Genomic DNA, 6,904 nt, shown 5'->3' with positions numbered 1-6,904 from the left:
CGAGAATTTTTAGGTGCTCCTCCTAGTCAGCAATTTTTCATTTTATTTAAGGATAGATCACTAACCTTCTAGAAAAGTGATTTGTTCAGTAGATATTAAGTAATCTTCTTTTTTAGGATAAACAAGTTTATTGGTATGTTGCTATGATAAACTGTCTAGTAGCTAGACAGTCAAGTAATTGGCTTGTTACAAAGGAGGTTTAAATTTTGGATACCTGTAATTATCTTTCAATCGGTGATTTCGCAAGGCTATCTGGGATTAAACGGAAGACACTAATTTATTATGATCAAATCGGTCTTTTAGCACCCGTGCATACAACTGAAAAAGGGTATCGTTATTATGATTATCCGCAGCTCTATAAGGTGAATATGATCAATCTGTTCAAAGAAATAAAAATGCCTTTAGCTGAAATCAAGGATCATCTACAAAATAGTACACCAGAGAAAGCAGCCATTTTACTGAAACGTCAACGTGAATTGATTCGTCAGAAGCAGGAGTATTACGAGCAAATGGCTGGAATGGTGGATCGTCAGTTATCTTCATTAGAAGAATACGCGACAGCCGATCGGTTGAAGTTTTCGATTGTTCATTTGGAACAGCAGCCACTCTTTTTCAGCTCAACGGCTTATCAAGTATCGACATTTCGCGCATCGATTCCACTAAGTGATATTTATCAGCAAAGTTTTGCCGCAGGATATGAGTTTATTTATCCGGCTGGATTTATGTTTGAAAATACGAGTTCATTATTAGATGCAGACGTTCTCTATGCCGCAGATGTTCATCCCTACATCAAGGTTCCAGAAGCAGCTGAAGCACGGCCAGCTGGAGACTATTTAATCTGCTATTTTCATGGGGAAACCTACCGAGCGATTGTTTTTCAACAGATGATCGACTATATCAAGCAGCATCATTTGATAATTCAAGGAGATATTTACATTGATGTGATCCTAAACGGTCTGTCTGCACAAAAATTTGACGATTTTTTGTTGAAATTGATTGTGCAAGTTCGCCCTAAGTAATACTCTAAATTTTTAAAAAATTGAAAAAGCCTGACCACAAGAAACTTTTTTAATAATTAAAGTAATTGATTATGTTTTTTGAAAATGAGCAAAAATTGTACTGTTTGCGCTTGTTTGAGAGGAAATATACAAATAGATTATCGATTAATATTTTGAGTTATAAACGGCATAATCAGTTAACTTTCCCCAAAAAAATAGCCCTTCAAAAATTATTATTCTTGTTGCAAAATAGAGATAGTTAATAAATTAAATGTACAACTAGAGAAGGGAAGAGTCAGCATGGAAGTATCAGCCTTGAATCAACGTCAAATTTTCGTAACTAAAAGATCTACCTTAGAATTGAAAGCGCTTAGTTATTTTGATGAAACAAAAAATTCAGCTAGCTTGATTGAATATGTCGTAGCAGTTTTGGTGAAAAACGCGATTGTTGTAGGAGATTATTCGTTGTTTTTATATGACTTGATTCGAGAGCTGTATCTTTCTGCTGAACCAAATGCCGCAATGCGGACGTACATGCCCTATTTCCAAAATTATTTCTCGAAAAAAGAATGGAACGGAATTATCAATCGCCTGTTTAAGAGCAAGACCAATTATTTCCAGAACTCTAAAGCGGCACGTGATTCCTATGCGCAATTGATGAAGCCAACGACTGCTAGAGAGCTTCTTGAGGAAGAAAAGAATCGGAAAGTAAACATTGAATCAATCTTTGAAGATGAAAACGGCAAGCGTCATAGATGGGTTTTAAGTGATGTCGATCCGTTAAAAGATAAGAAAGATTTTGGCCCAATCTTGGAGATTTTGACGACGCTATCAATTTTCGAAGATAATGGAACCCGAAAATTCACTAAACTTGTCAAGTCAAAACGGGTGTTTAGCGAAGATGAAGACTTGGTAGTGGAAGAACCAAAACCGAAAAAAACGAAAACTAAAAAAGCACAGCAGAAGTCTGCCCACATGCCTTCTGTTCAATCGAAGAAAACTAATGGCAAACAAATTAGTAAAGCCAGTCTGCCCACAGATATTGATCCAAGAAGCTTGAGCAAGCAAGACATTGAGGAACTAGCCAGAGCAGTCATTCCGAAAGACGCCAATCTGAAGGATTATTACTTTGATGTAACCGATCCGGAGACTGGCGAAGTGAGCAAGGTTCAGCTTGATGGTGAGAAAATAGGTTCGAATACTGAGGCAGATTCGATGGAATCGATTCAAAAAAAGACAAAGCAATCGAAGTCTGCCCAAAAAGCCGCAGTAGCCCCAACGGAAAAAACGAAAAGTAAGACATCAACTTTGGCGTCAGTTAGTAAAGAAGCAGAAAAACCAATCGCAGCAGCGGAAGAAGAAACGCCTGTACATGAACCTGTTAAGCCAATAGGCAGGTTGATCGGATTCTTCTCACGGAATAAAACTAAAGAAAAGAACACGATTGATTATTAGTGATGACTTGTTTGTAATAGAAAAATTATTTGGTTCGACTTGTACAATCTAGCTATCAAACTCCATATCCTCTATAATAAAAAGACGATGAAATTTTGCTAATAAAAACTTCATCGAATATGGGCAGAGGAGCGATAGGATGAAGATAGAACCATTTAAAGTAGAATTGTGGATGAACGAACATGAGGATAAAGCGATTTATAATACAGGAGAGACCTGCGTTGACTCCATCAGTATGGACGAGCTGTTTGAGATCGCTGGACTGGATAAGCAAGATACACTAAATGAATTAACGCAAAAACGCCTGACATATGGGCATATTTTCGGCAATCCGAAGTTTAAAAAAGGGATCGCATCGCTTTACGAAACAATCCAAGAAGAGGATATTACAACGACTCATGGAGCGATCGGAGCGAATCATTTAGTCTTATATTCATTGGTTGAACCAGAGGATGAAGTCGTTGCCGTACTGCCGACCTATCAGCAATTGTATTCTATTCCGGCATCCTTCCGTGCAACTGTGAAGCAGCATGTTTTAGCACCGGAAAATAACTTTCTGCCTGACTTAACAGAACTTAAAAAACAGGTCAGCCAAAAAACGAAAGTAATCATTATCAATAATCCTAACAATCCATCTGGTTCATTAATGGATCGTGAAATGTTGACGGAAATCGTTGCGATTGCCAAAGACGCTAATGCTTATATTCTTTCAGATGAAACCTATCGCGGGCTGACGCAAGCTGATATCGAGAGCCCATCCATTGCCGATCTGTATGAAAAAGGAATCAGTGTCAGCAGTATGTCTAAGGTTTGGTCACTGGCTGGTCTGCGATTGGGCTGGATTGCCACGAAAAATCAAGAAGCTTTACAACAATGTCTGCTACATCGGGATCACAACACTATCAGCTGCGGCATGATTGATGAAGAACTAGCGGCGATAGCTCTACTAAATAAAGAGAAGCTATTGATGCGAAGTCAAAAAATTATTCGCGAAAATCTAAAAATCTTAGACGAGTGGGTAGCCAAAGAACCTCATATTTCTTATGTGAAACCACAGGCTGGGACTGTGACCTTACTGTATTACGATTTCGATCGATCGAGCCGAGAGCTTTGTCTTGATTTGATCGATAATCACGGACTGCTGTTCACTCCTGGGGATTGTTTCGAGTTTGAGAACTGTGTTCGAATCGGCTATGGCTGCCGAACAGAAGAGTTGATCGCCAGCTTGAATAAATTCTCTGAGTACTTAGCGAAAATATAAATGTAAAAGCGTAATGATCTTAACGGATCATTGCGCTTAATTTGTATCAAAAAAATCTTGCTGGTTAATAAAATCCTACTATTCGTTAACAACTGCTCCATTATCATTCTCGCGCAACGATGGTACACTATAGGTGATCAGAGAGGGGCGATTAAAATGACATTATTGATGGGAAAGACGATCAAAAAGCTCAGAAAAGAACAGGATTTGACCCAGGAGCAAGTTGCAGCGGCTTTAGGAGTGACTACTGCGGCTGTTTCCAAGTGGGAGACCGACAGCACCTATCCCGATATTTCACTGTTAAATCCGCTAGCTCGTATGTTAAGAACCAATGTGGATCGGCTGGTAAGTTTTGAAGAGGAGCTAAGTGATATAGAGGTTGCCAATTTTGAGAAAAAAGCCCGAGTGATCTTTGAAACAGGGGATAGCCGAAAAGCGATGGATTATTGCAATGAGTTATTGAAAGAATATCCCGCTGATGATTTGTTAAGATTTCGTTTGGCTTCTACGTCCTTTTTCTATATAGGTGCTTCTGGTGATGAGGAAGAGGCAGCGCAGCAGCTTGCAGAAACGATCAGACATTTTGAAACCCTCCGTTCGTCAGAGAATCTTGAACTTCGCCATGCGTCACTTCATGTATTGGCGAGCCTCTATACTATGAGCGATGATCTGGACAAAGCTGAAGAAGCGATAGAAGAACTGCCCACCGCCGATTATGATACTCGAATGATGAAAACCAATATTCTTTATATGAAGAAAGAGTACGAAGAATCACGGAAGCTGACACAAATTTGCTTGTTCCAGCAGCTCCGTGATATCGGACTTCATCTATACACTCTTGCAAAAATCGCTTGTAAATATGAACAATACGAGAAGGCGATGACAATCGCAGACATTGGTATTAAGCTCGACAAGCTGCTTCATGTTGATCAAATCACCGGCACGAATGCCAATTACTATTTATTCAAAGCCGAGATTTTAGCCAGAGTTGGAGAAAAGCAATCTGCACTGATGGAGCTAGAGAATTTCATCCCTGCGTTGCAGGCTGCATTCGCGATAAAAGAAACCAGTGGTGACTTGCTGTTTGATACCATCCAATTAAAAGATTCATCTGTTTCAACCCAGTATATCGCTGAGCGTATGGCTGATCTAATTGAGCAATCGGATGAGTTTCAGCCACTATTGGCGGAAGAACGATTTATTGCGTTATTGGAGAAATTAAGAAGTTTAGGATAGAACTGGAATAGAAAGGATCATGAAAAATCTGTCCTTTCTATTTTAGTCAGTCAATTGAAAAAGCTGCAAAATGACTAGTGGCTTAGATTGCTTCTTATGTGGTCAACACGATTTCAACAAAACTTTATTCAAGTTTCCTATTTTTTGTATCTACTGAAATAGATAGATGACTCCGTATAAAGTGTCAGGCATCAAAGCTTCGTGAACTTTACAATTAACCATGCGCTGGACTAGAGATAGTTCAGCGTTTTTGTTTGCTTGAATTGTTCTTTTTCCCATCAGTAGGAAAAAAGTAAGTTTGTAGGACCGCTCCTAGATTTCCTATAATGAACATGTAAATAAATGAAAGCGGTGAAGAAAATGAAAAATATTTTGTTAATTTGTGGTTCAGGAGCCTCAAGCGGGTTTATGGCAGCATCAATTAGAAAAGCGGCTAAAAAAAGAAAGCTTGAGTTCTCAGTCAAAGCAGCCAGTGAATCTCAATTGGACGATCGCATTGACACAATCGATTACTTACTGATTGGTCCGCATCTGTCTTATATGCTGAATGATCTGCAAGAACAGACCAAAGATAAAAATGTTAAAGCAGCAGTTATTCCTCAATCGGTTTACGGCACGTTGAATGGAGAGAAAGCATTAGATTTAATTTTAAAGTTGGAGGATTAGACGATGGATAAAATTATGAACTTTATGACGAATTCTTTTGCGCCAAAAGTGAATAAGGTAGTAAAAAATCCTTGGATTTCAGCAATTCAGGATTCGATTATGATCGCACTGCCGTTAGTTTTTGTTGGTTCGTTAGTGACTGTCGTTTCCTTGCTGAAAAATATTTTTAGCGGAATGCCTGACTTTTCCATGATTAGTAATTTTTCATTCGGTATGTATGCATTAGTAGTTGCTTTCTTAATTCCTTATTACTTGATGGAGAAGAAAGGCTATGGCGGTCAAAAACTAATTTCCGGTGCGGCTTCGTTGGTACTATTTATGATGCTGCTGTTTCCAACTATGACTGCTGATGGAGAAGCGGTCTTCATTCTTTCTCGTTTCGGTGCTACAGGCATGTTCCTTTCAATGATTACGGGCTTGTTTGTTGCATTCGTTATGAATTTTGCAGTGAAATATTCGTTCTTTGATGAAGATACACCGATCCCTGATTTTGTAGTCGGCTGGTTTAATAGCTTGCTGCCAATTACGTTCGTCTTACTTGTTGGCTGGTTGATCACTTTCCAATTCAAGATCGACTTTTTCGACGTGGTACTACTGGTTTTCAGCCCATTGGCGAATATCGTTCAATCCTATCCTGGTTTTGTTTTATCGGTCTTTATCCCAGTATTCTTGTATACATTTGGAATTTCTGGCTGGGTCATGATGCCAGTAGTGTATCCAGTCTATATGTCCGGATTGGCTGCAAATGCAGAAGCGGTAGCTAATGGCGGACAAGCACTAAATATTGCTACTCAGGAAACCTGCTACGCATTCTCATCAATGGGAGGAATCGGAACCACCCTGGCTTTGTCCTTTATGATGTTGCTGCTAAGTAAATCAGCGCAATTAAAGGCAATTGGGAAAGCAGTTATCATTCCGTCTATTTTTAATATTAACGAACCCTTAGTCTTCGGTGCACCGATCGCCTTCAATCCGTATCTGATGGTGCCGATGTGGATCAATAGTATTATCGTTCCAACAATCGCTTATGTCACGATGTCCTTAGGCTTAGTCAATGTACCATCAAGTACTTTCCTATTGTGGTACATGCCGTATCCGATTACTTCCTATTTGGCAACGCAGGATTGGCGGGCAATTGTCGTCTGTGCTCTGATTTTCGTGATTACTTGGCTGGTCTTTTTGCCATTTTTCAAAGCCTATGACAATTCATTAGTGAAACAAGAAGCACAAGAGGCTCTGGAAGAAGCTGAAGCAGAAGTCGAGGCTGCACATTAAAAAAATTATATAT

Annotated in this window: 6 protein-coding genes; all 6 read left to right on the top strand. The window is 39.3% G+C overall.

What is annotated here, in order from left to right; genetic code table 11:
• The first annotated feature begins 206 nt into the window (after nucleotides 1-206).
• The 6 genes from E6139_RS21190 (at nucleotide 207) to E6139_RS21165 (ending at nucleotide 6,891) form a co-directional block, all read left to right on the top strand.
• Complete coding sequence (locus E6139_RS21190) at nucleotides 207-1,019, top strand: MerR family transcriptional regulator (RefSeq protein ID WP_316405534.1); 813 nt, start codon at nucleotides 207-209, stop codon at nucleotides 1,017-1,019.
• A 279-nt stretch (nucleotides 1,020-1,298) separates the two neighbouring features.
• Nucleotides 1,299-2,453, top strand: coding sequence for a hypothetical protein (locus E6139_RS21185; RefSeq protein ID WP_316405533.1), 1,155 nt, complete (start codon nucleotides 1,299-1,301; stop codon nucleotides 2,451-2,453).
• 139 nt (nucleotides 2,454-2,592) lie between these two features.
• Nucleotides 2,593-3,714, top strand: coding sequence for an aminotransferase (locus E6139_RS21180; protein ID WP_316405532.1), 1,122 nt, complete (start codon nucleotides 2,593-2,595; stop codon nucleotides 3,712-3,714).
• A gap of 156 nt (nucleotides 3,715-3,870) precedes the next feature.
• A complete protein-coding gene (locus tag E6139_RS21175) occupies nucleotides 3,871-4,950 on the top strand; it encodes a helix-turn-helix transcriptional regulator (RefSeq protein WP_316405531.1) in 1,080 nt (359 codons plus the stop codon).
• 360 nt (nucleotides 4,951-5,310) lie between these two features.
• Nucleotides 5,311-5,616, top strand: a complete 306-nt coding sequence (locus E6139_RS21170; protein WP_316405530.1) for a PTS sugar transporter subunit IIB — start codon at nucleotides 5,311-5,313, stop codon at nucleotides 5,614-5,616.
• A 3-nt stretch (nucleotides 5,617-5,619) separates the two neighbouring features.
• Entirely contained in the window at nucleotides 5,620-6,891 is a 1,272-nt protein-coding gene (locus tag E6139_RS21165) for a PTS sugar transporter subunit IIC (protein WP_316405529.1), read from the top strand.
• Nucleotides 6,892-6,904 lie beyond the last annotated feature (13 nt).

Origin of the sequence: Enterococcus sp., from assembly GCF_032555305.1 — a bacterium.
Taxonomy (GTDB): domain Bacteria; phylum Bacillota; class Bacilli; order Lactobacillales; family Enterococcaceae; genus Enterococcus_A.
This window is presented reverse-complemented; position numbering and strand designations above follow the sequence as displayed.